Source organism: Lentzea sokolovensis, from assembly GCF_033949975.1.
GTDB classification, from domain to species: Bacteria; Actinomycetota; Actinomycetes; order Mycobacteriales; family Pseudonocardiaceae; genus Lentzea; species Lentzea sokolovensis.
Genome location: NZ_JAXAVU010000012.1, coordinates 218710 through 244910, shown reverse-complemented (window position 1 = coordinate 244910; position 26201 = coordinate 218710). Strand labels below are relative to the sequence as shown.

Sequence of the window (26201 nt, the reverse complement as noted above, 5' to 3'; positions counted from 1 at the left end):
AGGGCTACGGAATGCTAGCGAAGGTGATACCCGGAGCGACGGGGCCAGTGCGGGTCAAAGTGCGGTCCGTCAGGGGGAGCGTGCCGTCGAGCGCCGCGAGCACAGCGTCACGGGCGAGCGGCAGCACCTCGGCGACGGTGACGTCGCGGCCCAGTTCGTGCGAGAGAGAAGCGACGCCCGCGTCCTTGATGCCGCACGGGATGATGTCGCCGAACGCGCCGAGGTCGGCGTTGCAGTTGATCTCGAAGCCGTGCATGGTCACGCCGCGCTGCACGCGGATGCCGATGGCGGCGACCTTGCGCTCCGGGCCCCGGTCGTCGGCGGGCAGCCACACGCCGCTGCGGCCCTCGATCCGGCCGGTGTGCACGCCGAGCTGATCGCACACGTCGATCAGGCCCTGTTCGATGCGCCGCACGTATTCCACGACGTCCATCGGCTCGACCAGCTTGAGGATCGGGTAGCCGACCAGCTGGCCGGGGCCGTGCCAGGTGATCTTGCCGCCGCGGTCGACGTCGATGACCGGGGTGCTGCCGCCGCGGGGGCGTTCCTCGTCGAGGGTGCGCCTGCCGCAGGTGTAGACGGGCGGGTGCTCGAGCAGCAGAAGGGTGTCCGGGCCGGTACTGGCCGCGCGTGCCTCCGCGATCTCCTTCTGGAGGTCCCACGCCGTCATGTAGTCGATGAGCCCCAGCTCACGGATCACGACGGGGTCTGACGAGGTGCGGCACGAGTTCACGACCCGACGTTACCAACCCCAGAGCGAGTGCTGCCACGAGTCCAACGCCCGTCACACCCAGCACGGCGCCGATGACGTCGGTGACCCAGTGCATCTCCAGCACGACCCTGGCGAAGCCACCCACCAGCACCGCGAGCACGGCCCACAGCGCCACGTTCCAGGTGGTCCGGCGCAGGAGCACGACCAGTGTGAACGCCGTGGACGCGATCGCCACCGTGTGTCCGCTCGGATAGCTGGGCAGGTGATATTCGATGGGCCGGACGCGGTCGAACAGGAACCTCGTCAGCAGGGTCGCGCAGCACAGCGCGTGCAGAGCCAACGCCTTCCACAGCCGCGGATCGCGCCGCTTCCAGGCGAGCACGAACAACACAGCCGCGAACGCCCACCCGATCGTCGGCCCGAGCACCAGGCCCACCCCGAACGCCGTGTCCCGCAGCCACTCCGGCCGGGGCAACTCGTCGTGCACCCACACGTCGAGCCCCGTCATCTCGGGGAGCCCCAGGAGGATCCACGAGATCAGCAGAAGTGCCGCGACGACTCGGGTCACGCGACCGCCGCGTTCAGCGCCGCCGGCAGTGCCGGGTGCAGGAAGTGGAAGCCGCGGCTCTCCAGCACCTTCGGTGTCAGGCCGGGACCGCTGAGCAGCAGTTCCTCGGCCATCTCACCGCCGAGCAACGTCTTCAGCGCGAACGCCGGCACGGTCCACGGCGTCGGCCGGTGCAGCGCGGTGCCGACCGCCTTGGTGAACTCGGCGTTCGTGACCGGCGTCGGACCGGCGACGTTGACCGGCCCGCGGACGTCGTCGTGCTCGACGACGAACCGGTAGGCCGACACGACGTCGTCCAGCGACACCCACGGGAAGTACTGCTCCCCGGACCCGAGCTTGCCGCCCAGGAAGAACTGGAAGACCGGCCTCAACCGGCCGAACACGCCACCGGACGGAGAGATGACGACAGCGGTGCGCATTAGTACGACACGCACGCCGCCTTCCTGCGCCGCGGACGTCGCCGCTTCCCAGTCCTGGGTCAGCCGCGACATGTAGGTGTGGCCGCCCGGCGCGTCCTCGTCCGCGAGGCGCGATCCGGTGTCGCCGTAGAAGTGGGCGCCCGACGAGCTCACCAGCGTCGGTACGCCGTGCTCGACGACCGCCGCCGACAGCACCTCGGCCGGCACGATCCGGCTGTCGTGCAGGACCTGCTTGCGCGCGTCGTCCCACCGCTTGTCGCCGATGCCCGCGCCGCACAGGTTGATGACGGCGTCGACGCCGTCGAACGTCCCGTCGTCGATGCGCCCGGCGTACGGGTCCCACCCGCGTTCGTCGGGCGCGGCGGCTTTGCGGCGCACCAGGCGCAGCACCTCGTGACCGGCGGCGCGCATGGACGCCACCAGGCTCGTGCCGATCAATCCCGACGATCCCGCGATGACTACGCGCATACCTAGATCGTTCCCCACTGACGCATCACGTGCACAGCCGTACTTCGCATACCGGACCCAGGATGTGCCGAAGGCCACCCCGGCAAACCGGGATGGCCTTCAGGTCACACTATTCAGTCGATATCCGATATATCGGATATCAGTGCTGGTAACGCGGGTCAGAGACCGAGGTCGGCCTCGAACGCGCCTTCCTCGAGACGGTTCTTGACCGTCGTGAGGAAGCGGCCCGCGTCGGCACCGTCGACCAGGCGGTGGTCGTAGGTGAGCGCGAGGTACATCATCGAGCGGATCGCGATGGTGTCGTTGCCGTCCTCGTCGGTCAGGACGACCGGGCGCTTCTTGACCACGCCGACGCCCAGGATGCCGACCTGCGGCTGCTGGATGATCGGGGTGTCGAAGAGCGCGCCGTTGCTGCCGAGGTTGGTCAGCGAGAACGTGCCGCCGGCGAGCTCGTCGGGCGTGAGCTTGTTCGAGCGGGCACGCGCCGCCAGGTCACCGATCTTGTGGGCGATGCCCGACAGGTTCAGGTCACCGGCGTTGTGGATCACGGCGTTGAGCAGGCCGCGCTCCGTGTCGATCGCCAGACCGAGGTGCTCGGCACCGTGGTAGGTGACCTCCTTGCGCTCCTCGTCGATCGACGCGTTGAGCACCGGGTGGGCCTTGAGGGCCTCGATGGCGGCCTTGGCGAAGAACGGCAGGAACGTGAGCTTCGCGCCCTCACGAGCCTCGAACGCCTTCTTGGCCTGGTTGCGCAGCCGGGCGATCTTGGTCACGTCGACCTCGAACACCTGGGTGAGCTGGGCCGACATCTGCAGCGACTCACGCGTGCGCTGCGCGACGATCTGACGCAGTCGCGGGAGCTTCTGCACGGTGCCGCGCTTGCCCGAGTTGTCGGCCGCGGCCGGAGCCGAGGTGCGCGAGGCGGGAGCGGCAGCCGGAGCAGCGGCGGCGGGAGCAGGAGCCGGGGCCTTCTTGGCCTCGACGGCGGCGAGCACGTCCTGCTTGCGGATGCGGCCACCGACGCCGGTGCCCTTGAGCGAGCCCAGGTCGATGCCGTTCTCCGACGCGAGCTTGCGCACGAGCGGAGTGACGTACGGCGTGCCGTTCGCGTCGTCGGAAGAAGACGCGGCCGGAGCCTCCTGCTTCGGCGCGGCCTGCTGGGCAGGCGCCGGAGCGGCCGGTGCCTGCTGCGGGGCCGGAGCCTCCTGCTTCGGAGCGGGGGCGGGCGCCTCCTGCTTCGGCTCGGGCTTGCTCTCCTGAGCGGGAGCCGGCTGGGACGAGGCCTGGGCCGGGCTGCCCGAACCGATGACGGCGAGCTTGCCGCCGACCTCGACGGTCTCGTCCTCACCGGCGCTGATCTCGAGCAGCGTGCCCGCGACCGGCGACGGGATCTCGGTGTCGACCTTGTCGGTCGAGACCTCGAGCAGCGGCTCGTCGACCTCGACGCTGTCGCCGACCTGCTTCAGCCAGCGGGTGACGGTGCCCTCGGTGACGGACTCGCCGAGCGCGGGCATCGTGACGTCGGTGCCCTCGGCCGGACCACCGGACGGCGCGGCCGGAGCCTCGGCGGCGGGGGCGGGCTCGGGAGCGGCTTCCTCGGCGGGCGGCGCCGACGGCGTCGACTGCTGGGGAGCTTCCTGCGCGGGGGCGGGCTCGGCGGCGGGGGCGGCGTCGCCGTCACCGATGACCGCGAGCTCACCGCCGACCTCGACGGTGTCGTCCTCCTGCGCGACGATCTTCTGCAGGACACCGGCCGCCGGGGACGGGATCTCGGTGTCGACCTTGTCGGTGGAGACCTCGAGCAACGGCTCGTCCACCTCCACCCGGTCGCCTTCCTGCTTCAACCACCGGGTGACCGTGCCCTCGGTGACGCTCTCACCGAGTGCGGGCATCTGGACGGAGAAGGCCATTGTTCGCTGACTCCTCGTGCTCTCGTGTGGCTGACTTTGTGTGGGGAACGGTCAGCCGTGCACGTGCAGCGGCTTGCCGGCCAGGGCGAGGAACGCCTCGCCGAGGGCTTCAGTCTGGGTCGGGTGGGCGTGGATCAGCGGAGCCACGTCCTCCGGGTAAGCCTCCCAGCTGTAGATCAGCTGTGCTTCACCGATGAGCTCGCCGACGCGTTCGCCGACCATCGTCACGCCGACGACGGGGCCGTCGGGGGCCTTGACGAGCTTCACGCCACCGGCCGTCTTGAGGATCTGGCTCTTGCCGTTGCCCGCGAGGTCGTAGATGAAGACCTCGGCCGAGCCGTACTTCTCCTTGGCCGCGGCCTCGCTGAGGCCGACGGAGGCGACCTCGGGCTTGCAGTAGGTGACGCGCGGGATGCCCGCCTCGTCGATCACCTTCGGGTTCTGACCGGCGATCTCCTCGGCCACGAAGATGCCCTGCTGGAACCCGCGGTGCGCGAGCTGCAGGCCGGGGACGATGTCGCCGACGGCGTAGACGTTCGGCAGGTTCGTGCGCAGGCGCTCGTCGGTGATGACGAAGCCGCGGTCGATCGTGATCCCGGCCTCCTCGTAGCCGTGACCCGCGCTGTTCGGGCCGCGGCCGACCGCGACGAGCAGCAGGTCGGCGTCGAGGACGTCGCCGTTCTCCAGCGTGATCGACACACCCGAGTCGGACTGGGTGGCGCCGGTGAACTTCACGCCGGTCTTGAACTTGATGCCGCGCTTGCGGAACGCGCGCTCCAGCTGCTTGGACGCGTACTCGTCCTCGGCCGGCACCAGGCGGGGCAGAGCCTCGACGATGGTGACGTCGGCGCCGAACGAACGCCACACGCTCGCGAACTCCACGCCGATGACGCCGCCGCCCAGAACGACGACCTTCTCCGGGATGAAGTCCAGGTTGAGCGCCTGGTCGCTGGTGACGACCCGGCCGCCGATCTCCAGACCGGGCAGGCTCCGGGCGTACGAACCGGTCGCGAGGACCACGTTCTTGCCGACGTAGCGCCGGCCGTTCACCTCGACGGTGTTCGGGCCGACGAACGTGCCCGCGCCCTCGACGAAGGTGACCTTGTTGGCCTTCGCGAGACCCTGCAGACCCTTGTAGAGCCGCGAGACCACGCCGTCCTTGTACGAGTTGACACCGGCGATGTCGATGCCCTCGAGCGAGCTCTTCACACCGAACTGGTCGCCTTCGCGGGCGTTGTCCGCCACCTCGGCCGCGTGCAGCAGCGCCTTGGTCGGGATGCAACCGCGATGCAGGCAGGTGCCACCCAGCTTGTCCTTCTCGACCAGGACGACGGACAGGCCGAGCTCGGCCGCGCGGAACGCGCAGGCGTAGCCACCTGAACCACCGCCGAGGATGACGAGATCGGCGTTGGTGGCCGACTCCAGTTCCGGCGAAGTCACTTCGGATCTCCTCGGGATTACTTACTACGCGCGGGTGCGCGCGAGGTACGCGGCCATCTTGTCACTAGTTGCCGGAGCGCGGTGATCCGGCATAGGACACCACGCCCGGCTCTGATCATTCACCTACTCATAACACCCTTACCTGGCACCATGGTGGAGGGAAGCGCTGGAGGTGCTCGATGGGGCTGTTCGATCGTTTTCGCAGGAAGCCGCGCGCAGGTGTGCTGCGGACCGCTTCGAACCAGGACACGAGCCATCTCGAACAGTGGACGAAGAGCCGTCACGGCGTCGAGGCCTATGTGGAGCCGAAGACGACGGTGACCGAGACCACTGTGGTCCTGGTCGCTCACGACGGCGAGTGGACGCGCCGCCGAGTCGCCTCGCCGGACGCCGCGCGGTCGTTCGCACGCAAACTCGGCATGCCGATCTACGACGCGGGCATCGTGGGTTACCCGAAGCGCATGCGCGACTACACCGCGCGCAAAAAGGCTTCCGGCGAACTCTAAATCCTCACGATCGGCTCGTGCCGAACGGGAAAATTGACGCTCGCCGCGATGAAGCACATCGAATGCGCTTTCTCGTGCAACGCCTGTGCCGTCTCCTTGGTCGCGGGATCGGCGACGGTCACGACGGGGTTGAGCACCACCTGGGTGAACCGCCCGGACCCGTCCGAATGTTCGGCCATGACGCCGGTGGCGTGGTCGCGGTATTCGGTCACGACGACACCGTTGGTCGACGCGAGGTGCAGGTACCAGAGCATGTGGCACTGCGAGAGCGACGCGACGAGCAACTCCTCGGGGTTGTACCGGCCGCGGTCACCCCGGAACGCCGGATCGGACGACCCGAGGATCGTCTCCTTGCCCTCGACCCGAACCTCGTGCGCGCGCTCGTAGGACTTGTACCCGGAAGTGCCGCTCCCGGTGTTCCCGGTCCAGACGACGTCGGCCTCGTAGTGATGCGTCCCCATGTGGAAATACTCCTCTCGCCGGGGCCTGGAGCACAGCCCTGAGCGACCGCCATCTCCGTGAACCGGCTACGCGCCGTCGCCACCGTCGCGCAGGGAACGGATCATGCCCCGCAGCACCCGGAACGCGCCCGCCTGCTCGGCCTCGGTCAGGTCTGCCAGCATCCTGACCTCGACGGACCGCACCGCCGCGGACGCCTTCTCGAGGCTCTGCTGTCCGCGGGGCGTGAGCCGCGTGGGAAGGACCTTCCCGACGGGTGCCGCCGCGGGCCTGGTCACGTAGCCGTCCCGCTCCAGGGCCTGGAGCAGCACGTTCATCGACTGCCGCGTCACGAACGCGCCCCGTGCGAGCTCCGAGTTCGACAACCCCGGCCGCTGCGCCAGCAGTTCGAGGCAGGAGTAGTGCGTCACGCTCATCCCGAGCGGCCGCAGCACCTCCTCCATGGCCGCGCGGAGCACGCTCGACGCCTCTTTCAGCAGGTAGCCCAGTGACGTCTCCAGGTCGACGCCGGCACCGTCTTGACTCATGTCAGTATTCTGACATAGATTGGCCCGTGTCAGAATACTGACACGAAGACAAGGAGCATCCCATGGCCGCCACCGGCCCCGACTTCATCTCACTCCAGGCACGCGACCTCGACGCCTCGCGGGCTTTCTACGAGCGGTACCTCGGCCTCGTCCGCTCGCCGGCCGGACCGCCGCACGCCGTCGTCTTCGAGACGAAGCCGATCGCGTTCGCACTCCGCGACGTCGTCCCCGGCACCGATCTCGCCTCCGTCACCCAGCCCGGCATCGGCGCCGCGATCTGGTTCCACGCGACCGACGTCCAGGCCGTCCACGACGCTCTCGCCGCCGACGGGCACACCATCGTCTCCGCGCCGATCGACGGCCCCTTCGGCCGGACGTTCACCTTCGCCGACCCCGACGGCTACCAGATCACTCTCCACGACCGCGCCTGAAATGTTCGCGCGCCTAGTTCGCGCCTCTCGCTGAAATAGCAGCCGTCATCGCGAATGCTCGCGCGGCCCTTTTCGGCCACCCCGCAGCGACCCTTCCCCGGAGCGCCCTTGCAACGGCACGTTTGCGGGCGAAGTCAAAAGACTCGTTGCAAAGATGCTGGTCAGCGACGGTGGAGTAGCCGATATATCAGTTGCAACGCAACGGGCGGAGCCCCCGAAGGAGCTCCGCCCGTGCGCAGGAAGAATTGCTCAGCCGTTGGCCGCGATGTCCGCCAGAACAGCCGCGATGGTCCGCACCGGAACACCGGTGCCGCCCTTCGAGGTGTAGCCGTACGGGCCGCCCGTGTGGAATGCCGGACCCGCGATGTCGATGTGCGCCCACTGCACGCCCTCGGCCACGAACTCGCGCAGGAACAGCCCGGCGGCGAGCATGCCGCCCCAGCGGTGCCCGGTGACGTTCGCGAGGTCCGCCAGGCGCGAGTCGAGGTCCGCGCGCAGCTCCTCGGGCAGCGGCATCGCCCACGCCGACTCGCCGACGGCGGTGCCGATGGCGGCGACGCGGTCGCGGAACTCGTCGGAGCCCATGACGCCCGAGGTGCGCTTGCCGAGGGCGACGACCTGCGCACCGGTCAGCGTCGCGGTCTCGATCAGGTAGTCGGGGTTGTCCTCGCACGCGCGCACGATGGCGTCGGACAGGATCAGACGGCCCTCGGCGTCGGTGTTGAGGACCTCGACGGTCTTGCCGCCGTACATGGTCAGCACGTCGCCGGGGCGGTAGGCGTCACCGGACGGCATGTTCTCCGCCATCGGGATCGACGCGATGATCTCCAGCGGGTACTTGAGCTTCGCGGCGAGCACCATCGTGGCGACGATCGCGGCGGCGCCCGACATGTCCGAGGTCATCTCGTCCATGCCCGCGGCCGGCTTGATGGAGATGCCGCCGGTGTCGAACGTGATGCCCTTGCCGACGAGCGCGACCTTCTTGACGGCCTTCGTGCCCTTGTACGAGATGCGCACGAGGCGCGGCTGGCGCGTCGAACCGACGCCGACGCCCAGGATGCCGCCGAAGCCCTGCTTCTTCAGCGCCTTCTCGTCGAGGATCTCGACGTCGAGACCGGCCGCGGTGGCGAGCTTCTCCGCGCGGGCGGCGAACGAGGCGGGGTAGAGGTCGTTCGGCGGCGTGTTGATGAAGTCACGCGCGATGGCGACGGACTCGGCGATCGCGACGGCGGCCTTCAGCGCGGCCTTGTTCTCCTTGGAACCGGCGGCGTGCAGGTCGACCTTCACGACCGGGCCCTCGCCCTTGTCGGACTTGTACTCGGTGAACGAGTAGGCGCCGAGCAGCGTGCCCTCGGCCGCCGCACCGACGTGCAGGGCGGCGAGCGTGTTGATCGCGCGCTTCTTGCCGCCCAGCGCGCGGGCGGCGACACCGGACGCACGACGCACCTGCTCCTCGCCCGCGGACTTGCCGAGGCCGACGGCCAGCACGAGCGGGGCGGCGATCTTGCCGAACGTCGGCACCTTCACCAGCTCGTCGGCCTTGCCGGACGCGCGCAGGGTGCCGAGCACGTCGAGCAGCGCGCCGTCGAACGCGGCGGCGACAGCTTCGGCACCGGGTGCGAGCTCCAGACCGTCCGCACCCTGCAGGGTGCCCACGACGACTGCGTCCGCGGCGGTGGTGCTCAGGTCACCCTCGGTGAGGGCCAGCTTCGGGGCTGTCACGTGCTGCTCCAGGGTTGTTGCGGGCGGGGCTCGGAATCGTGACTCATGCTAAAGGTCGGACTGTCCCACTAATGCCCAGCCCCGCCACGATCGCCGCAATCCGTGACGTTGACAGTTGCGCACAGTGGCGATTCGCCCGTTTCACGCATCAGTCGACCGGGTGGTTACGGCCGGATGCCGCATCTGAGAACGTGTACCCGTGACCCACACGCCTCGCGAGATCGTCACGACGGTCGCGCTCGGTCTTCCCGCGGTGCTCGGTGCGGGGGTCTTCGCCGGATTCGCCCCAGCCGCAGGTCTTGCGGGTTGGTGGCTGCTTCCGGCGCTGGCCATCTCCGCCTTCGCCGTCCTCTGCTCGGCCTTCTCGACCGCCGACCAGTCCCGCGCCTACCCGGATGTCGGCGGCGGTTACGGATACGTGCGCGCACAGCTCGGCGTGTGGCCCGCAAGGATGACAGCGAGCGCACACCTGCTGGGCCGGTTCGCCATGGCGGCCGCGGTGGCGTCGATGTTCGGCGCGTACGTGGTGCCGGACCAGCCGTTGATCGGCGCGCTCGCCCTCGTCGTCGCGACGGCGCTGCTCGGCGCGGTCGGCTTCCGCTTCACCGTCGGTGTCAGCGTGCTGGTGTCCGTGGTCGTCCTCGGCGTGCTGGCGCTGGTCGTCGCGGCGAGCTTCTCGATCGCGCCCGTGCCGTCGGCGGGGGAGGCGGGCACCGTCAACGAACTCGTCGGCGTCGCCGGCCTGATGTTCATGGCCTTCGCCGGTTTCGAACGCGTCACCGCCCCGCATCGCGGTGAGAAACACCACTCGCCGTCCGTGCTGAAGATCGCGATTCCGGTCCTCATCGGACTGTCGTTCGTGGTCAGTCTCGCCGTGGGCGCCGGTGTGCTCCGTCAGCTCGGTAGCGCGCGCCTCGCGTTGTCGCCGGCTCCGTTGCGTGACGCACTTGTCGCGGCGGACTCGGCCGCGCTGGTGCCGCTCGTGCAGATCGCCGCGGCGGTGGCAGGCGTGGCCGCGCTGCACTTCGTCCTCGCGTCCGCCCACCGCACGCTGACCGGACTGGCCGAGGACGGCGACCTGCCCACCCGCCTCAAGCCCGGTGCGCTGACGCTCGTCGTGGTCGTCGCTTCCACGCTCGTCCTGGTGCTCGTGCCGTTCGGGACGGCGCTGGGCGTGGCGGCGTGCGCGACGTTGTTCTACTACGCCTTCACGAACGCGTCGGCTCGAGTCCTGCTGCAGAACGACCGCACGTGGCCCATGCGCACGGCTTGTCTCGGACTCGGGCTCTCGGTGCTGCTAGCCATGAGCATGCCCATACCCGCGATGCTGATCTCCATCGCGGGACTGGGCGTCGGCACCGGGCTCATTGGCCTGACAGCGTCACTGAGAGGAAGACGAGCAGCGTCACGCCGACACACACCGCAAGCCCGATGACGCGGCCGTTGTTGGACGGGCCGTTCTTGGTGATGCCGTAGTAGCCGGCCAGGAAGAACACGGCGAGGAACACCGCGCCGACCACACCGCCGACACCACCGATCACCCATCCGTCGAGCAACGTCATGCCGGTGCCCAGAACGAGCAGCGCGGCCTGCAGCACCGTGCGGACGTCCGCACCCTTCGAAGATCTTTCCGGCTCGGTCATGGCCGGGGACTCTATCGAGGTTCACTTAGTAGGACGTCCGAGTTTTGGGAAGAGGATTTTCCGTATCCCCACCTGCGGGTTACCGTGCTCACATGACGAGCGAGTTGCCTTTCACCCGGACTCCCCACCCGCACCCGGCGACCCCGGAGCGCGTAGCGGAGGTACTTGCCAAGCCGGGCTTCGGGCAGCACTTCACCGACCACATGGTGACGATCCGCTGGAACCGCGAGAAGGGCTGGCACGACGCTGAAGTCGGCCCGTACTCCACCCTCGCACTGGACCCCGCGGCAATGGTGCTGCACTACGGCCAGGCGATCTTCGAAGGGCTCAAGGCCTACCGGCAGCCCGACGGTTCGATCGCGTCCTTCCGCCCTGAGGCCAACGCCGGGCGCTTCCGCTCCTCGGCCCGCCGCATGGCGATGCCCGAACTTCCCGACGAGCTCTTCCTGGAGTCCGTGCGGCAGATCCTCGCGGTCGACGACCGCTGGGTGCCCTCGGCCGAGGAGGAGTCCCTCTACCTGCGGCCGTTCATGATCTCCACGGAGAAGGGCCTCGGCGTGCGACCCGCGTCCGAGTACCTCTACGTGCTGATCGCCTCCCCGGCCGGCTCCTACTTCGCGAGCGGCGTCCGGCCGGTGAGCGTGTGGCTCTCGACCGAGTACGTCCGCGCGGCCCCCGGTGGCACCGGCGCGGCCAAGTTCGCCGGCAACTACGCCGCGTCCCTCGTGGCGCAGGCGCAGGCCGCCGAGAAGGGCTGCGACCAGGTCGTCTGGCTCGACGCGGTGGAACGCCGCTGGGTCGAGGAGATGGGCGGCATGAACCTGTTCTTCGTCTTCGGGGACAAGGTGATCACGCCGGAGCTGACCGGCACGCTGCTGCCCGGCATCACCCGGAGCTCGCTGCTGGCACTGGCCTCCGAACTCGGCCTGACCGTCGAGGAGCGCCGCATCTCGACCGACGAGTGGGAGAAGGCCAACGCCTCCGGTGAGCTCACCGAGGTCTTCGCCTGTGGCACGGCCGCGGTCATCACGCCGGTCGGCCACGTCAAGCACGCCGGCGGCGAGTTCGACATCGCCGACGGCGGCACCGGCTCGGTGACGAAGCAACTGCGCGAGCGCCTGACCGGCCTGCAGCACGGCCACGTCGCCGACACCCACGGCTGGATGACGGTGCTGCACTCGTAGGGCTCTGGGTCAGGCGATCACCAGCACGGCCAGAAGCGCGATTTCGGCGGCAGCACCGAGCACATCACCGGTGATGCCGCCGAAACGCTTTCCGGTGTGCTTCACCAGCAACCACACGAGCGCGAACGCGACGACGACGGCGACGACCGCGCGCCACCCGAGCGGAATCGCCGCGGCAGCGAGCACCACCCACGTGCCGATGACCATCAACGGATGCTGTGTGCCCGCAACGAGCGCACCGAGCCCTTCAGACCGTGCGGCGGGCACACCGCGCATGCAGCAGATCCCGAACGCCGCCCGGCTCGTCGCGAACGCGAGCAGCACGACACCCCACTGAGCGTGGGGGAGTGCGGCGGCCTGGGCGCCCAGCACCACGATCAGCGACACGACGCCGAACGGCCCCGCACCGCCGTCCTTCATGACCTTGAGCGCACGCTCCGGCGGTCCGTAGCAACCGAGCCCGTCGGCGACGTCGGCCAGCCCGTCGAGGTGCATACCGCGTGTCGACAGCGCGACGACGCCGACGACCAAGAAACCAGCTACGAGCGCCGATATATTGGATATCGCCAGCAGCTTGAGCACGCCGACGACGAACGCGCCGATGACGACGCCGACGACGGGCGTCCATGCGATGGCCCGTCCTGCCGCTCGCTCGTCGACGTCGTCGACGCGCAACGGCAGGACCGTCAGCCAGGAGAACGCCAGTTTCAAGGGCGGAGCTTCATTCCTTGTTGGTGACGCCGGCGCTCTCGAACGTCGCCATCTCCGCGAGCACCTTCACCGCCGAGATCAGCAACGGCAGCGCCGCGACGGCACCGGACCCCTCGCCGAGCCGCATCTCGAACTGCAGCAGCGGCTTGAGGTTGAGGTGCCCGAGCGCGATCGCGTGCGCGGGTTCGGCCGACTCGTGCCCGGCCACCCACCACTCGCGCGCCCCCGGCGCCAACTCCTCGGCGACGACAGCCGCCGCACCGACGACGACGCCGTCGAGCACGACCGGCGTCTTGCGCACGGCCGCCTGCGCCAGGAACCCGGCCATCGCGGCGATGTCGGCGCCACCGGCTGTGGCGAGCAACGCGATCGGGTCGCTGATCACCAGGCGGGCCCGGCGCAGCGCGTCCCGGATCGCCGCCGTCTTGCGCATCCACGCCTGGTCGTCGATGCCGGTGCCGCGCCCGACGACCGCGACGGGCTCCGACCCGGTCAGCGACGCGATCAGGACAGCGGCGGGCGTCGTGTTGCCGATGCCCATGTCGCCCGCGACGAGCACGTCGGCGCCCGCGTCGACCTCCTCGTCGGCCAGCGCACGGCCGGCCGCGATCGCGAGTTCGCACTGCTCACGGGTGAGCGCGTCCTCGCGGTCGATCGACCCGGACGAGCGGCGCACCTTGTGCTGGCTGACCGCCGCCGGGGTGTCCGCGTCGACGGCCATGTCGACCACGCGCACCGTGGCGCCCGCGACCTGCGCGAGGACGTTGACGGCGGCGCCGCCGGTCAGGAAGTTCGCGACCATCTGGCCGGTCACCTCGCTCGGGAACGCCGACACGCCCTGAGCGGTGATGCCGTGGTCGCCCGCGAACACGACGACACGCGGACGCACGAACGGCTTGGGCGGCACGACGCCCTGGCAGGCCGCGATCCAGTTGCCCAGCTCCTCGAGCCGTCCGAGCGAGCCGACCGGCTTGGTCAGCACCGCGTGCCGGGCCTCGGCCTCGCGCAGAACGGTCTCGTCCGGCGGTTCGACCGGCGGGAACTCGGTGCTCACCTGGTCACTCCTCATCGCAGTTTCAACGGGATTCCGGCGACGAGCAGGGTGACCTCGTCGCACACCTCGGCGACGCGCGCGTTGAGCGCACCGAGGTGATCTCGGAAGAGCCTGCCAGAACGCGTCGACGGAATGACGCCGAGGCCGACCTCCGCCGTCACCAGCACCAGTCGCGCCCGGCAGGTCGCGACCGAGCGCACGATCGCGTCGATGTTGCTCGCGATCGCGTCACCGCTGTGTCCGTCTTCGGCGCCTTCCCACGCGTCGGCGTCGTCCAGCACGCCGACCAGCCACGTCGACAGGTCGTCCACCAGGATCGGCGGGTCCTCGTACTGGGTGGCGGTGAGCAGGGCAGGCAGATCGGCCGGAGCCGACGCCTCGACCGTGTGCCAGGTGGACGGACGCCGTGCGACGTGCAATGCGATGCGTGCGTCCCAGTCTGGGTCGTCCGGGTATCTGCGCGCGGTGGCGACGTAGGTCACGGTCGCCTCGGTGAGCAGACCTTCCGCGTGCGCTGACTTGCCTGACCGCGCTCCGCCGAGCACGAGCGTCCGAGATGACAAGAGTTAGCCTTCGTCCGTGGAATACCGCTGGCGCTACCAGGATGCACAGGGACGCGACGTCGCGGGCCCGGATGTGACGTTCGCCGAGCAGACCGAGGCCGAGGACTGGTTCAGCGCGCAGTGGCGTGACCTGGTCGACGCCGGGGTCGACCAGGTCACGCTGTTGCGTTCGGAATCCGAGGTGTACGGCCCGATGAGCCTGCACCCGGCCGGTTAGCCCTGGGCGGTGAGCCGCGGGTCGTCGGTGATGACGCCTTCGAGGACCTTGTCGATCTGCGTGAGCACGTCGTCGCCGAGCTCGACGTCGATGGCCTTGACGTTCTCGAAGACCTGCTCCGGACGCGACGCGCCGATGATCGCGGACGCGACGTTCGGGTTCTTCAGCACCCACGCGACGGCGAGCTGAGCCAGCGTGATGCCCGCTTCCTCGGCGATCGGCTTGAGCTGCTGAACGGCGTTGAGCACGTCGTCCCGCATCCAGCGCGCGATCATCTGCGACCCGCGCGCGTCGGCCAGGCGTGATCCTTCGGGAACCTCGGCGCCCGGCAGGTACTTGCCCGTCAGGATGCCCTGCGCGACGGGGGAGAAGACGATCTGGCTCAGGCCCTCGCGCTCGCACGCCGGGATGACCTGCGGCTCGATCACGCGCCACAACATCGAGTACTGCGGCTGGTGCGACACGAACGGGACGTTCAGCTCACGGGCCAGCGCGGCACCGCGGGTGATCTGGTCGGCGGTCCACTCGGAGACACCGACGTAGAGGACCTTGCCCTGGCGGACGAGGTCGGCGAACGCCAGCATCGTCTCCTCGAGCGGGACGCTGTAGTCGAACCGGTGCGCCTGGTACAGGTCGACGTAGTCGGTCTGCAGGCGCTTCAGCGACGCGTTGGCCGACTCCATGATGTGCTTGCGGCCGAGCCCGCGGTCGTTGGGGCCGCCGGGACCGGTCGGCCAGTAGACCTTGGTGAGGATCTCGAGCGACTCGCGCCGCTGACCCTGCAGCGCCCGGCCGAGCACCGACTCCGCGGCGGTGTTGGCGTAGACGTCGGCGGTGTCGAAGGTCGTGATCCCCGACTCCAGCGCGGCCTTCACACAGGCGTGGGCCTGCTCCTCCTCGACCTGGGAACCGTGCGTGAGCCAGTTGCCGTACGAGATCTCACTGATGGACAGGCCGCTGCGGCCGAGTCGACGGAACTTCATACATCCGAGCTTAGCCGAAATCGTTCGTGCTGCTAATGAACTTCGGGCGCGTGCCACACCATGGAATACCGCCAGAACAGGCGCCTCCGGACGCGTGCGCCGGGCAGGATCTCCCGTGCTGCCGCGCGGATCTCGTTCAACGTCGGAGCGGTCATCACGACGGGCATGTCGACGTCGTGCGGCTTGCCGGCGGTTCCGCTGACGGCTTTGGCGACACCAACGATCGCGTTCGCGGGGAGCGTCACCATCTCCACGGCCCAGTCCGCCGGTGTGGCCGTCAGGTAGAGCCCGACGACGATCAGCGTGCCGCCCGGCCTGGTCAGCTCGGCGAGCCGCATCAGGCCTTCGCGCAACGGGAGGTGGTGCAGGCTCGCCTCGGCCGTGACGACGTCGTACTGCCCGAGGTCGTGGGTGAGCACGTCGCCGTGGATCCACCGCACCCGGCTGCGCGTGGCGCTCGCGAGTTCGATCATGCGCGCGCTGGCGTCGATGGCCGTGACCTCGTCGGCCGGGATCGACCGCGCCAGGACACCGTGGCCGCACCCGACGTCCAGCGCCGATCGGGCCCGAGACGGCAACTGCCGGAGCAACCACCGGCGGTACCACGCGTTGTGGTCCCACCAGAGCTTCTCCGGCAGCTGAAGCTTGAGCGGTATCGCGCGCACTTACTTGATCGCGTCGCCCGGCTTCACACGCGGCTTGGGCACGCGCAGCTTGCGGATCTGGCTCGCGCGGATGAACGAGTACCAGCCGATCGAAATGCCCTTGATCGGCTCGGTCGGGAACTTCGCCCGCACCTTGCGCGTGACGAGGCGGCCGAGCACGAGACCCTCGATGATCATCGCGATCAGCATGAACGTCGTCGCCAGCGTCGCGTACCGCTGCACGGCCAGCGACGGCGTCAGCAACGCCACGAACACCAGGACCGCGAGCGGCATGAACAGGCCCATGAGGTTGCGCCGCGAGTCGACGAGGTCGCGGATGTACGCCTTCACCGGACCGCGGTCACGCGGGAGCAGGTACTTGTCGTCGCCCGCCATCATGCGCTGGCGACGCTCGGCGGCCGCGGCACGGCGGTCTTCCTTGCTCACCTTGTTGCCGCGCATGCGCTTGAACGCCTCGCGCTGCGTGCGGGGAGGCGGCGGCACCGGCCCGGAACGCCTGCCCTGGGCCTCACGCCGCTTGGGCGTGGGCCTGCCCTTGCCCGCGGAGCGGGTGGAGTCGGTGGCCTCGTCGGCCGACTCGGTGGCCGGGGCATCGGTATCAGCGGCGTTGCGACGCAGGAACCTCACAACGACAGGGTAGGACAGTGGTTCTTCTGTACCTTTCGCGAGGTGCGCGTACTCATCGCTCCGGACTGCTTCGGCGGCACCCTGACCGCCCGCGAGGCCGCTGACGCCATCGCCACCGGCTGGCACGACGCCAAGCCCGACGACGTCGTCACCCAACGTCCGCTGGCCGACGGAGGCCCCGGCTTCGTCGACGTCCTGCACGCCGCCACGAACGGCGATATTCGACATATCAGCGTCACGGGCCCGCTAGGCGAACCGGTCGAAGCGCGCTGGCTCAGCGTGCACACCGACGGTCGACGCGTCGCCTACATCGAGTCCGCCGAAGCCTGCGGGCTCCACCTCATCCCCGCCGAACTCCGCCCGCAGTCCTGCGAGACGGCGACGACGCGAGGCGTCGGCGAGCTCATCGCGGCAGCCGCGCGTGACAACGATGTCATCACAGTCGGCCTCGGCGGCTCCGGCACGACCGACGGCGGCGCCGGCATGCTCGCCGCTGTGGAGGCCGCGGGCGTCGACCTCACTGATATATCGCTGGTGGCCGCGTCCGACGTGGAGAACCCGCTCCTCGGCCCGTACGGCGCCGCGCACACGTTCGGCCCGCAGAAAGGCGCGTCCCCGGAATCCGTCGAACGCCTCGAAGCGAAGCTCGCCGCCATGGACGTCCTCAAGCCGGTGTCCGACATGCCGGGCGCCGGAGCAGCGGGCGGCCTGGGCGCCGCGCTCCTCTCGCTGGGCGCGACGGTGACGTCCGGCGCGGGCCTCGTCCGCGAACTCACCGGCCTCGACGCCGCCCTCGACGACGCCGACGTCGTCCTCACCGGCGAAGGCAGCTTCGACTGGCAGTCGCTGCGCGGCAAGCTCATCACCGCCGTCGCCTCAGGCGCCGCCGAACGAGGCATCCCGTGCATCGCCATCGCGGGCCAGGTCAGCGTCGGCCGCCGCGAGATGGGCGCCGCCGGCGTCCAGGCCGCGTACTCGGTGTCCGAGCACGTCGGCTCTGTGCAAAAGTCGATTGCGGACGCCCGCAAAAGTCTCGTTGCAACGGCTCAGCACGTGGCAAAGCAGTGGTCGCGGTAAGAGCCGAGGTGAGGCCGTGCTCGCGGCCAGCTGATATATCGGTTGGCTTGAGCGTGGTCTACGTGACAGTCGACACTTGAGGCGACGGGGCCCGCCGTTGTGGGACCATGGGAAGTGGAACAAGGCGGGGAACGCCCGTGTTGTTGATGGGTGAACCGCCCGCAAAGGACCTCTTAGGAGAGCCATGACGACCGCTCAGGATGCCGCTTCGACCACTGAGGCGCCCAGCCACGGCGTGACGCTGACCGATGCGGCCGCCGTCAAGGCCAAGGCGCTGCTCGATCAGGAGGGCCGCGATGACATGCACCTGCGCATCGCCGTCCAGCCCGGTGGTTGCGCCGGCCTTCGTTACCAGCTGTTCTTCGACGAGCGTGCGCTCGACGGTGACGCGATGGTCGACTTCAACGGCATGAAGGTCGCCGTCGACCGCATGAGCGCCCCGTACGTCGAAGGTGCTGTCATCGACTTCGTGGACACGATCGAGAAGCAGGGCTTCACGATCGACAACCCGAACGCCGGCGGGTCCTGCGCCTGCGGCGACTCGTTCCACTAAGGCGAACACGCGGAGAGGCCGCGTTCCCGCATCGACGGGAACGCGGCCTCTCCGCGTGTGGACCAGGAAATCTGCCAGGTATGACCCGGACAGACTGGGAAGCGAGAAGGTAGAGCCCAGAAGCTAGACGCCGTATTCGGCGAGGCCTTCGACCTGGTGGGCGCACCGCTCGTCGACCTGCCAGGGCGCGGCGTCGCGCGGGGCGGGAAGGGGGTGCTCGGGGTGGGTCAGAGCGAAGGGGAGCTGCGCGCAGTCCTCGATCAGTTCACTCATCGTGGTCGCCTCTGGGATCGTCACCTTCTGACCGTATGACGGCTGTCTGACCTGCGGTAGCCCTACCAAACAGTAGTCTTCACAGCGGTACTCGTCCGGGTGAGTTGTCACGTAGCGCAACAAGAAAAGAGGAGCCGACGTGCCCCTAGCCGTGTGCGGCAGCATCGCGACCGACCATCTGATGCACTTTCCGGGTCGATTCGCGGACCAGCTGGTCGCGGAGCGTCTCGACCGTGTGTCGCTGAGCTTCCTGGTCGACGACCTCGTAGTCCGGCGTGGTGGCATCGGCGCGAACATCGCGTTCGGCCTCGGTGTGCTCGGGGTGCGGCCGGTGCTCGTGGGCGCCGTCGGCAAGGACTTCGACGACTACCGCTCGTGGCTCGAGCGGCACGGCGTCGACACGTCCGGCGTGTACGTGTCCGAGGTCGCGCACACCGCGCGGTTCGTCTGCACGACGGACGACGACATGTGCCAGATCGCCTCCTTCTACGCCGGTGCGATGGCCGAGTCGCGCAACATCGAGCTCGCACCGATCGCGAACCGCGTCGCGAACCTCGACCTCGTCATCATCAGCCCGGACGACCCCTCGGCCATGCTCCGGCACGCCGAGGAGTGCCGTCAGCGCGGCTACCGGTTCGCCGTCGACCCGTCGCAGCAGCTCGCCCGCATGGACGGCGAGCAGGCGCGCGCGTTCATCGAGGGCGCCGAGTACCTCTTCAGCAACGACTACGAGTGGGAACTGCTGCTGCAGAAGACCGGCTGGACCGAGGCCGACGTCCTCGCCCGCGTCGGCAAGCGCGTCACCACGCTCGGCGCCAAGGGCGTCGAGATCGTCGACCGCGACGGCTTCGCGCTGCACGTCCCCGCCGTTCCCGAGGTCGCGAAGACCGACCCGACCGGCGTCGGCGACGGCTTCCGCGCGGGCTTCCTGGCCGGCATCACCGCGGGCCTGAGCATCGAACGCGCTGCTCAGCTCGGCTCGTTCATCGCCGTCGAGGTGCTCGAGACCGTGGGCACGCAGGAGTGGGTGATCGAGCGCGAGTCGGCGCTCGCTCGCATTCGTGGCGCGTTTGGTGCGGAAGCCGCTGAGGAGATCGCTCCCGTCCTGCCATGATCGGACAATGGGGACGTACCTGTTCGGCGACACCGGTGAGTCGCTCGATCCGAAGTTCGACGCGCTGAGCTCTCTGCTCGACGCGGGCACGTTCGCCCGCGTCGAGCAGCTGGGTGTGGCAGACGGCTGGCGCTGCCTCGAAGTCGGAGGTGGTGGCGGGTCGGTGGCGAACTGGCTCGCCGACGTCGTCGCTCCGTCCGGGCACGTGACGGTCACCGACATCGACGTCACCCGGCTCGAGGAACGGGACAACGTCACCGTTCTGGAGCACGACGTGGTATCCAATATATTGCCTGGCAACGCGTTCGACCTGGTCCACGCCCGCCTGGTGCTCTTCTACCTCCCCGCCCGCGAGGTCGTGTTGCGCAAGCTGCGCGACTCGCTGCGTCCCGGCGGATGGCTCGTGCTCGAAGAGTTCGACTGCCTCCCGCTCGAAGTCCTGTCCACCGGGCCGTCGTCCGGTCCCGAGGACGCGAAGCTGATCATGCGGGTGAAGAACGCCCTGCTGACGTTGCTCGATCACGCGGGCGCCGAACTGGCGTGGGGCGCGCGCATCGAGAGGGCGCTGCTCGACGCCGGGCTGAACGACGTCAGCGGCTCCCGTGAAGTGCGGGAGTGGGAGGGCGGTTCCGCGGGGTGCCGCCTGCTCGCCGCGACAGCGCGGCTGATGCGCCCGAAGCTTCCGCTCACCGACGACGAGTTCGCCCGCTACCTGGAACTGATGGCGTCCCCGGACACCGTCGTCAGTTCGTACGCGATCTGCAGCGCTCAGGGACGTCGGTAAAACGAGAAGGGCCCCTCCGGAGAGGGGCCCGAACCGTCAGAGCTTGACCGGGTAGTGCGGCTCCGGCACCACCGGCTGGATGCGGCCCTCGACGAAGATGCCGTGCCAGATCATGAACACCAGCAGCGCCCAGATGCGGCGGCTGTGGTCGAGCACACCGGAGCGGTGCTCCTCGATCAGCCGCAGCACCGCGGACTTGTCGATGTACTGGTCGGTCTGCGACGAGCGCACGATGTCGACGGCCCAGTCGTGCATCTCGTCCTTGAGCCAGTGCCGGATCGGCACCGGGAAGCCGAGCTTGCGCCGGTTCAGCACGTGCGCCGGCACGATGTCGCGGATCGCCTTGCGCAGCGCGAACTTCGTCGTGTCCTTGGTGATCTTCAACTCACTCGGGATCTGCGACGCGATCTTGAAGACCTCGGGGTCGAGGAACGGGACGCGCAGCTCCAGCGAGTTCGCCATGGTCATCTTGTCGGCCTTGACCAGGATGTCGCCGCGCAGCCACGTGAACAGGTCGACGTGCTGCATGCGCGTGACCGGGTCCCAGTTGCGCGACTCGCGGTACGGCTGGGCCGTCGCGTCCATGTGGGACACAGCGGGGTCGTACGTGCGCAACACCTGCCGCAGGTGGTCGTCGAGGAAGATGCGCGCGTTGCCGTAGTAGCGCTCCTCCAGCGTCAAAGCCCCACGACGCAGCAGGTCCTTGCCGCGCACACCGTGCGGGATCTTCGTGGAGACCTTGCCCATGGCCTTGCGCAGCGCGCCCGGCACCTTCTCGAACCCCGCCAGCGACAACGGCTCGCGGTAGATCGTGTACCCGCCGAAGAGTTCGTCCGCGCCCTCACCGGACAGGACGACCTTCACGTGCTGACGCGCCTCACGGGCGATGAACCACAACGGCACCAACGCCGGGTCGGCCACCGGGTCGTCGAGGTACCAGGTGATCAGCGGCAGGGAGTCCATCATCTCCTGCGCGCTGACCGTGCGGACCACGTGCTTCACGCCGATCAGCGCCGCGGACTCCGCGGCCACGTCGACCTCGGAGAACCCCTGGCGCTCGAACCCCGTGGTGAACGTGATCAGGTCCGGGTTGTGCTCCTTGGCCAGCGCCGCGACCACCGTCGAGTCGATGCCGCCGGACAGGAACGACCCGACCGTCACGTCCGCGCGCATGTGCTTGGCGACCGAGTCGCGCAGCGCGGCGGTGATCTCGTCGTAGAGCGCGTCGGCCTCGCCCTCGCTGCGGACCGTGCGGACCTTGAAGTTCGCCGGGAAGTACCGCTCGAACTTCGGCGACTCGCCAGGGACCAGCGTGAACGAGTGGCCGGACTCGACGCGGTAGATCTGGTCGTGCAGCGAGGCGGGCTCCGGCACGTACTGCAGCGTGAGGTAGTGCTGCAGCCCCTTGACGTTCATCTTCGGGGCGATGCCGATCGTGGAGGCGATCTCCAGCAGGACCTTCTTCTCGCTGGAGAACGCGACCCCGCTCTGACCCTGCGCCCAGTACAGCGGCTTGATGCCGAACGGGTCGCGGCCGCCGAACACGATGTCGCGCTCGGAGTCCCAGATCATGAACGCGAACATGCCGCGCAGCCTCGTGATCGCCGCGGGACCGAAGTAGTGGTAGGCGGCGACGATGGTCTCGGTGTCGCCGTCGGTGTGGAAGACCGCGCCGTGCTTCTCGGTGAGCTCGGCGCGCAGCTCCAGGTAGTTGTAGATCTCGCCGTTGAAGTTGATCGTGTACCGGCTCGGCGACTCCGCCGGACCCCAGGTCAACGGCTGGTGGGAGTGCTCGATGTCGATGATGGCGAGCCGGTTGAAGCCGAAGACGACCTCGTCGACCCGCCTGGTGCCGCTCTCGTCCGGTCCGCGGTGCCGCATGCAGCGCAGCGCCGCCTCCATGGCCGGGCGCGCGTTCTCGGCCTCGTTCTCGCTAGGGCATACAAGTCCTGCCAGGCCGCACAAGGCTCTCGCACCTCTCAAGAAACACGAAGGGGAAGACCACGGGGAAGTCCTCAGTATGCCGAAGGGGCTCTGTGTGACCGAAACTGCACCGCAGCGGCGGTGCCCCCAAGGGGTGAGCGCCGTTGCGCTGGGCTACGCTCCCGCTTGATCCGTTGGCATGGAACGAGGAGGCGGGCGAGCAGTGGGCCTGAAGGAGGGCACCAGGGCATCCCGGCTGGTGAAGACCGCTGGGCTGGTAGGCCTGGTCGGCATCGGGGCCACCGGTTGCTCCACGGACGAGGTGCTGCGCTTCGGATGGCCGCAGGCCGTCACGCCGCAGGCCGAGAAGATGCGCGAGCTCTGGACCTGGTCCGTGATCGCCGCGCTCGTCGTCGGCGTCATCGTGTGGGGCCTGATCCTGTGGTCGGTGGTGTTCCACCGCAAGAAGTCGGAGGAGCTGCCGCGTCAGACGGCGTACAACCTCCCGCTGGAGATCGTGCTCATCGTCGTGCCGACGGTGATCGTGGCGGTGTTGTTCTACTTCACCGCCGTCACGCAGAACTACGTCACGGACAAGTCGGGCAAGCCCGACGTCAACATCGACGTGATCGCGTTCCAGTGGAACTGGGAGTTCCAGTACCCGGACCACAAGACCGAAGAGGGCAACGTCGTCAGCACGGTCGGCACCTCGGGCGAGGTCCCGATCATGGTGCTGCCGGCCGGCAAGCGCATCCAGTTCACGCTGCGCTCGACGGACGTCATCCACTCGTTCTTCGTGCCGGAGTTCCACTTCAAGCGGGACGTCTTCCCGATGCCGGAGAAGAACAACCAGGACAACGTCTTCCAGATCGACCAGATCGATCGTCCTGGCGCGTTCGTCGGCCGTTGCGCCGAGCTCTGCGGCTCGTACCACGCGGTGATGAACTTCGAGGTCCGCGCCCTGGAGGAAGCCGACTTCGAGAAGTACATCGAGCTGCGCAAGCAGGTCAACGAGAAGACGGGCAAGCCGTACACCACGGCCGAGGCCCTCTCTCAGGTGAACTGTGACAAGTGGTGTTCACCGCTGGCCACGACGACCACCCCGTTCAACACCGACCGGACGGCGCGCGAAGCCTCCGGTGCGGGCCAGAAGTAGGGAACGCCTCGCGATGAAGATCGAAGCTCGCGTATTCGACCTGGTGATGGCCTTCTCGTTCCTGATGGCCGTCGTCTACGGCTACTGGACGCACCTGGCGACCGGCCACGTCGAGCCCACCGGCACGGTGGCACTCGCGCTGACCGGTGGCCTGGCCCTCATCACCGGCACCTACTTCCGGTTCGTCGCCCGCCGCATCGAGGTGCGGCCGGAGGACAACCCCGACGCCGAGGTGTCCGACGGCGCCGGCGAGCTGGGCTTCTTCAGCCCCGGCTCGTACTGGCCGGTCGGTCTCGCCGCCGCGGCGGCGACCACCGGCGTCGCGCTGGCGTTCTGGCACGTGTGGCTGCTGGTGATCGCCGTCGTCATGGTGCTGATCATGGTCGGCGGTCTGGTGTTCGAGTACCACACCGGACCCAATCACGACTGATATCCGATATCCGACACGTCGGACATCGCTTCGACTGAGGCCCCCTCCACAGTGGAGGGGGCCTCAGTCGTGTGTGGACTGATGTCCCGTATGTGATACATCGCATATCGCACGCGAAAGGGCCCTCCCCGGCAACAGCGGGGAGGGCCCTTTCGCAGGCCTGGAACGAGGCCGCGGCGGCTACGCGGCGGCCGCCACCTTCTCGGGCGCCTTCTGGTACGCGTCGACGTACTCCTGGCCGCTCAGGTCCAGGATGCGGTAGATGATCTCGTCGGTGACGCTGCGCAGCACCGGCAGCGACTCCTGCATGCCGTCGTAGCGGCTGAAGTCGAGCGGCTCGCCGAAGCGGACCGTCACCGGGACGATCTTCGGGAACCTGCTGCCGACCGGTTGCACCTTGTCCGTGCCGATGATGCCGACCGGGATGACCGGGGCCCCGGACTCCAGCGCCATGCGGGCGACACCGGTGCGGCCGCGGTGGAGCATGCCGTCGAGCGAGCGCGTGCCCTCCGGGTAGATGGCGAAGGCGTCACCCCGCGCCAGGATGTCGGCGGCCGTGTCGAGAGCGGCGCGGGCGTCACGGCCCTTGCCGCGGTGCACCGGCACGTGGCCGAGCGAGGAGAAGAACCTGCGCGACAGCGAGCCCTTCAGACCGGTGCCCGTGAAGTACTCCGCCTTCGCGAGGAACGACACCCGGCGCGGCACGACCATCGGGATCACGACGCTGTCGATGAAGCTGAGGTGGTTGGCCGCCAGGATGACGGGGCCGTCGGTGGGGATGTTCTCCAGACCGTCCACCACCGGGCGGTAGACCAGACGGGCTGTGCGCGCGACGACGTGCTTCATCACCGGGTAGAGGAGGGCCATGACTCCAGCATTCCAGGTGGCGATTGCGACGGCGTTACCACGTGGTGCGCATCTCTGGCCCATCACTCGCTCGGACTACGCCGATGCGGCGGCCGTGCGAGCAGGGTCACGCGTCGACGACGACGCGTGACCGAAACCGCTCAGTCAGCCTTTCGGTTACTTCTTCGGAGACGCCTTCAAAGCCTGTGAGAGCTCCACCCAGCGGCTCAGCAGCGTCGCCGCCCTGCCTGAGTCGATGGCGTCGGCCGCACGGCTCAGCGAGGCCGTCAGGTCGGCGTGCAGGTCGTCGGAGAAGCCGCCGTGCGCCGCGATGGCGCCCGCCGCGTTCACGAGCACCGCGTCCCGCACCGAACCCGTCTTGCCGCCCACGAGGTCGCGGACCACCTGGGCGTTGACCGACGAGTCGCCGCCCTTCAGGTCCTCCTCGCGTGCGGGCTTCACGCCGAGCACGGTCGGGTCGATGGTCTCCGTGCGCACCACACCGTCCTGCGCGAGCCACGCGGACGTCGTCGTGGTCGTGGTGATCTCGTCGAGGCCGTCGTCGCCCCGCACCACCAGAGCGGTGTTGCGGCGCCGCGCGAACACGCCGGCGATCAGCGGTGCCGCGGACGCCCGCGCGCAGCCGATCAGGCCGACCGTGGGCTGCGCCGGGTTCGTCAGGGGTCCGAGCAGGTTGAACGACGTGGGAATGCCGATCTCCCGCCGCACCGGGCCCGCGTGCCGGAAGCCGGGGTGGAACACCGGCGCGAAGCAGAAACCGATGCCGAGCTCGCGCACGGTCTCCTGCACGCCGGCGGCCGGCAGGTCGATCGCGACGCCCAGTGCCTCCAGGACGTCCGCCGTGCCGCACTGCGACGACGCCGCGCGGTTGCCGTGCTTGACCACGGGCACGCCCGCGGCAGCCGTGATGATCGCGGCCATCGTCGAAATGTTCACCGAACCGGAATGATCGCCGCCGGTGCCCACGATGTCGGTCGCCCGCACGTCCACCGTGAACCGGTTCGCGTGGTTGAGCATCATCGTCGCGAGGCCGTCGACCTCCTCCGGCGTCTCGCCCTTGGCGCGCAACGCGACGACGAACGCCGCGATCTGCGCCGAGGTCGCCTCGCCGGACATCACCTGGTCCATTCCCCAGGCGGTGTCGTCGGCGGTCAGGTCGACGCCGTCGAGCAAGCGGTTGAGCAGCGAGGGCCAGGTGCGCTGGCTCATGGCGGG

At 68.9% G+C, this 26201-nt stretch carries 30 protein-coding genes; 11 read left to right on the top strand and 19 right to left on the bottom strand.

All coding sequences use genetic code 11. The features are described from left to right. Nucleotides 1-4 precede the first annotated feature (4 nt). The 5 genes from lipB to lpdA all read right to left on the bottom strand — a co-directional run bounded on the left by lipB (nucleotide 5) and on the right by lpdA (nucleotide 5517). Nucleotides 5-733 carry a lipoyl(octanoyl) transferase LipB gene (lipB, locus tag SK854_RS29755; protein ID WP_319978423.1) on the bottom strand — a complete coding sequence of 243 codons (729 nt, stop codon included), beginning with the start codon at nucleotides 731-733 and terminating at the stop codon, nucleotides 5-7. Then, nucleotides 690-1280 (bottom strand): phosphatase PAP2 family protein, encoded by a 591-nt coding sequence (locus SK854_RS29750; RefSeq protein ID WP_319978422.1) that lies wholly within the window; start codon nucleotides 1278-1280, stop codon nucleotides 690-692. Before SK854_RS29750 ends, lipB begins: the two co-directional genes overlap by 44 nt. Further along, entirely contained in the window at nucleotides 1277-2167 is an 891-nt protein-coding gene (locus tag SK854_RS29745; RefSeq protein WP_319978421.1) for a TIGR01777 family oxidoreductase, read from the bottom strand. The genes SK854_RS29750 and SK854_RS29745 overlap by 4 nt, the downstream gene beginning before the upstream one ends. 158 nt (nucleotides 2168-2325) lie before the next feature. Continuing rightward, nucleotides 2326-4077, bottom strand: a complete 1752-nt coding sequence (gene sucB, locus SK854_RS29740; RefSeq protein WP_319978420.1) for a 2-oxoglutarate dehydrogenase, E2 component, dihydrolipoamide succinyltransferase — start codon at nucleotides 4075-4077, stop codon at nucleotides 2326-2328. Nucleotides 4078-4128: 51 nt separating this feature from the next. Beyond that, nucleotides 4129-5517 (bottom strand): dihydrolipoyl dehydrogenase, encoded by a 1389-nt coding sequence (gene lpdA, locus SK854_RS29735; protein ID WP_319978419.1) that lies wholly within the window; start codon nucleotides 5515-5517, stop codon nucleotides 4129-4131. Nucleotides 5518-5696: 179 nt separating this feature from the next. On the opposite strand from lpdA, the gene SK854_RS29730 reads away from it, so the two are divergent. Further along, a complete protein-coding gene (locus SK854_RS29730; protein WP_319978418.1) occupies nucleotides 5697-6023 on the top strand; it encodes an oxidoreductase in 327 nt (108 codons plus the stop codon). Here the strand turns inward: SK854_RS29730 and SK854_RS29725 are convergent. Together SK854_RS29725 and SK854_RS29720 are read right to left on the bottom strand one after the other, a co-directional pair. Next, nucleotides 6020-6484 (bottom strand): OsmC family protein, encoded by a 465-nt coding sequence (locus tag SK854_RS29725; protein WP_319978417.1) that lies wholly within the window; start codon nucleotides 6482-6484, stop codon nucleotides 6020-6022. The two genes, SK854_RS29730 and SK854_RS29725, sit on opposite strands and share 4 nt — an antisense overlap. 66 nt (nucleotides 6485-6550) lie before the next feature. After that, nucleotides 6551-7009, bottom strand: coding sequence for a MarR family winged helix-turn-helix transcriptional regulator (locus SK854_RS29720; protein WP_319978416.1), 459 nt, complete (start codon nucleotides 7007-7009; stop codon nucleotides 6551-6553). Nucleotides 7010-7071: 62 nt separating this feature from the next. Between SK854_RS29720 and SK854_RS29715 the strand changes: the two genes are divergently transcribed. Continuing rightward, nucleotides 7072-7440 (top strand): VOC family protein, encoded by a 369-nt coding sequence (locus tag SK854_RS29715; protein WP_319978415.1) that lies wholly within the window; start codon nucleotides 7072-7074, stop codon nucleotides 7438-7440. A 249-nt stretch (nucleotides 7441-7689) separates the two neighbouring features. On the opposite strand, the gene SK854_RS29710 is transcribed toward SK854_RS29715, so the two are convergent. Then, nucleotides 7690-9162 carry a leucyl aminopeptidase gene (locus SK854_RS29710; RefSeq protein ID WP_319978414.1) on the bottom strand — a complete coding sequence of 491 codons (1473 nt, stop codon included), beginning with the start codon at nucleotides 9160-9162 and terminating at the stop codon, nucleotides 7690-7692. Nucleotides 9163-9361: 199 nt separating this feature from the next. On the opposite strand from SK854_RS29710, the gene SK854_RS29705 reads away from it, so the two are divergent. Next, nucleotides 9362-10597 carry an APC family permease gene (locus SK854_RS29705; protein ID WP_319978413.1) on the top strand — a complete coding sequence of 412 codons (1236 nt, stop codon included), beginning with the start codon at nucleotides 9362-9364 and terminating at the stop codon, nucleotides 10595-10597. Here the strand turns inward: SK854_RS29705 and SK854_RS29700 are convergent. Further along, entirely contained in the window at nucleotides 10527-10805 is a 279-nt protein-coding gene (locus tag SK854_RS29700) for a hypothetical protein (RefSeq protein WP_319978412.1), read from the bottom strand. The two genes, SK854_RS29705 and SK854_RS29700, sit on opposite strands and share 71 nt — an antisense overlap. Before the next feature lie 92 nt (nucleotides 10806-10897). Between SK854_RS29700 and SK854_RS29695 the strand changes: the two genes are divergently transcribed. Then, nucleotides 10898-11989: a branched-chain amino acid aminotransferase gene (locus SK854_RS29695; RefSeq protein WP_319978411.1), complete on the top strand. Its 1092-nt coding sequence runs from the start codon at nucleotides 10898-10900 to the stop codon at nucleotides 11987-11989. A gap of 9 nt (nucleotides 11990-11998) precedes the next feature. Here SK854_RS29695 and cobS read toward each other — a convergent pair whose 3' ends face one another. The 3 genes from cobS to cobU are packed head-to-tail and all read right to left on the bottom strand — an operon-like array spanning nucleotide 11999 to nucleotide 14317. Continuing rightward, a complete protein-coding gene (gene cobS, locus SK854_RS29690; RefSeq protein WP_319978410.1) occupies nucleotides 11999-12700 on the bottom strand; it encodes an adenosylcobinamide-GDP ribazoletransferase in 702 nt (233 codons plus the stop codon). Between the two features lie 10 nt (nucleotides 12701-12710). Next, complete coding sequence (gene cobT / locus SK854_RS29685) at nucleotides 12711-13769, bottom strand: nicotinate-nucleotide--dimethylbenzimidazole phosphoribosyltransferase (protein ID WP_319978409.1); 1059 nt, start codon at nucleotides 13767-13769, stop codon at nucleotides 12711-12713. After that, the gene (gene cobU / locus SK854_RS29680; protein WP_319978408.1) at nucleotides 13766-14317 is read right to left on the bottom strand and encodes a bifunctional adenosylcobinamide kinase/adenosylcobinamide-phosphate guanylyltransferase; all 552 of its coding nucleotides are present in this window, start codon (nucleotides 14315-14317) and stop codon (nucleotides 13766-13768) included. The genes cobT and cobU overlap by 4 nt, the downstream gene beginning before the upstream one ends. A 16-nt stretch (nucleotides 14318-14333) precedes the next feature. Here cobU and SK854_RS29675 point away from each other — a divergent pair, with 16 nt between their 5' ends. Continuing rightward, complete coding sequence (locus SK854_RS29675) at nucleotides 14334-14534, top strand: hypothetical protein (RefSeq protein WP_319978407.1); 201 nt, start codon at nucleotides 14334-14336, stop codon at nucleotides 14532-14534. Here the strand turns inward: SK854_RS29675 and SK854_RS29670 are convergent. From SK854_RS29670 to SK854_RS29660, 3 genes are read right to left on the bottom strand one after another with little or no spacing between them, the layout of a single operon-like run. Continuing rightward, a complete protein-coding gene (locus SK854_RS29670; RefSeq protein ID WP_319978406.1) occupies nucleotides 14531-15517 on the bottom strand; it encodes an aldo/keto reductase family protein in 987 nt (328 codons plus the stop codon). The two genes, SK854_RS29675 and SK854_RS29670, sit on opposite strands and share 4 nt — an antisense overlap. A gap of 32 nt (nucleotides 15518-15549) precedes the next feature. Next, complete coding sequence (locus SK854_RS29665; RefSeq protein ID WP_319978405.1) at nucleotides 15550-16182, bottom strand: class I SAM-dependent methyltransferase; 633 nt, start codon at nucleotides 16180-16182, stop codon at nucleotides 15550-15552. Further along, nucleotides 16183-16809, bottom strand: coding sequence for a DUF3043 domain-containing protein (locus SK854_RS29660; protein WP_319978404.1), 627 nt, complete (start codon nucleotides 16807-16809; stop codon nucleotides 16183-16185). Between the two features lie 42 nt (nucleotides 16810-16851). On the opposite strand from SK854_RS29660, the gene SK854_RS29655 reads away from it, so the two are divergent. Together SK854_RS29655 and SK854_RS29650 are read left to right on the top strand one after the other, a co-directional pair. Next, the gene (locus SK854_RS29655) at nucleotides 16852-17886 is read left to right on the top strand and encodes a glycerate kinase family protein (RefSeq protein WP_319978403.1); all 1035 of its coding nucleotides are present in this window, start codon (nucleotides 16852-16854) and stop codon (nucleotides 17884-17886) included. A 184-nt stretch (nucleotides 17887-18070) separates the two neighbouring features. Next, nucleotides 18071-18439, top strand: a complete 369-nt coding sequence (locus SK854_RS29650) for a HesB/IscA family protein (protein WP_030474606.1) — start codon at nucleotides 18071-18073, stop codon at nucleotides 18437-18439. Between the two features lie 123 nt (nucleotides 18440-18562). On the opposite strand, the gene SK854_RS29645 is transcribed toward SK854_RS29650, so the two are convergent. Then, a complete protein-coding gene (locus tag SK854_RS29645) occupies nucleotides 18563-18736 on the bottom strand; it encodes a hypothetical protein (RefSeq protein ID WP_170176554.1) in 174 nt (57 codons plus the stop codon). 157 nt (nucleotides 18737-18893) lie between these two features. On the opposite strand from SK854_RS29645, the gene SK854_RS29640 reads away from it, so the two are divergent. Further along, complete coding sequence (locus SK854_RS29640; RefSeq protein ID WP_319978685.1) at nucleotides 18894-19826, top strand: carbohydrate kinase family protein; 933 nt, start codon at nucleotides 18894-18896, stop codon at nucleotides 19824-19826. Nucleotides 19827-19833: 7 nt separating this feature from the next. Then, a complete protein-coding gene (locus SK854_RS29635; RefSeq protein ID WP_319978402.1) occupies nucleotides 19834-20610 on the top strand; it encodes a class I SAM-dependent methyltransferase in 777 nt (258 codons plus the stop codon). A gap of 36 nt (nucleotides 20611-20646) precedes the next feature. On the opposite strand, the gene asnB is transcribed toward SK854_RS29635, so the two are convergent. Continuing rightward, complete coding sequence (gene asnB, locus SK854_RS29630) at nucleotides 20647-22575, bottom strand: asparagine synthase (glutamine-hydrolyzing) (RefSeq protein WP_319978401.1); 1929 nt, start codon at nucleotides 22573-22575, stop codon at nucleotides 20647-20649. A gap of 181 nt (nucleotides 22576-22756) precedes the next feature. Here asnB and ctaC point away from each other — a divergent pair, with 181 nt between their 5' ends. Then, nucleotides 22757-23689, top strand: coding sequence for an aa3-type cytochrome oxidase subunit II (gene ctaC / locus SK854_RS29625; protein WP_319978400.1), 933 nt, complete (start codon nucleotides 22757-22759; stop codon nucleotides 23687-23689). Nucleotides 23690-23702: 13 nt separating this feature from the next. Then, the gene (locus tag SK854_RS29620; protein WP_319978399.1) at nucleotides 23703-24119 is read left to right on the top strand and encodes a cytochrome c oxidase subunit 4; all 417 of its coding nucleotides are present in this window, start codon (nucleotides 23703-23705) and stop codon (nucleotides 24117-24119) included. Nucleotides 24120-24299: 180 nt separating this feature from the next. On the opposite strand, the gene SK854_RS29615 is transcribed toward SK854_RS29620, so the two are convergent. Both SK854_RS29615 and trpD read right to left on the bottom strand, forming a co-directional pair. After that, nucleotides 24300-24986 (bottom strand): lysophospholipid acyltransferase family protein, encoded by a 687-nt coding sequence (locus tag SK854_RS29615; protein WP_319978398.1) that lies wholly within the window; start codon nucleotides 24984-24986, stop codon nucleotides 24300-24302. A 156-nt stretch (nucleotides 24987-25142) separates the two neighbouring features. Next, complete coding sequence (gene trpD, locus SK854_RS29610) at nucleotides 25143-26195, bottom strand: anthranilate phosphoribosyltransferase (RefSeq protein WP_319978397.1); 1053 nt, start codon at nucleotides 26193-26195, stop codon at nucleotides 25143-25145. Between the last annotated feature and the right edge of the window lie 6 nt (nucleotides 26196-26201).